This window comes from Streptomyces sp. NRRL S-118, from assembly GCF_000716335.1.
Classification (GTDB): Bacteria; Actinomycetota; Actinomycetes; order Streptomycetales; family Streptomycetaceae; genus Streptomyces.
Genome location: NZ_KL591007.1, coordinates 1 through 369 on the forward strand (window position 1 = coordinate 1; position 369 = coordinate 369).

The 369-nt window shown below is 67.8% G+C and carries 1 protein-coding gene; it reads left to right on the forward strand.

Going from position 1 to position 369, the window contains the following annotated elements:
• Positions 1–369 (forward strand): GTP-binding protein (locus IH00_RS0114410; RefSeq protein WP_063835375.1); only part of this gene is annotated, 369 nt, incomplete at both ends.

Sequence of the window (369 nt, forward strand, 5' to 3'; positions counted from 1 at the left end):
CAAGACCACCACCACGGTGGCCATGGACTTCGGCCGCATCACCCTGGACCAGGACCTGATCCTGTACCTCTTCGGTACGCCGGGCCAGGACCGCTTCTGGTTCATGTGGGACGACCTCGTACGCGGCGCGATCGGCGCCGTGGTGCTCGTCGACACCCGTCGTCTCGCCGACTGCTTCCCCGCGGTGGACTACTTCGAGAACAGCGGCCTGCCGTTCGTCATCGCCCTCAACGGCTTCGACGGGCACCAGCCCTACAGCCCCGACGAGGTCCGCGAGGCCCTGCAGATCGGCCCCGACACCCCCATCATCACCACCGACGCCCGCCACCGCGCCGACGCCAAGAGCGCATTGATCACGCTCGTGGAGCA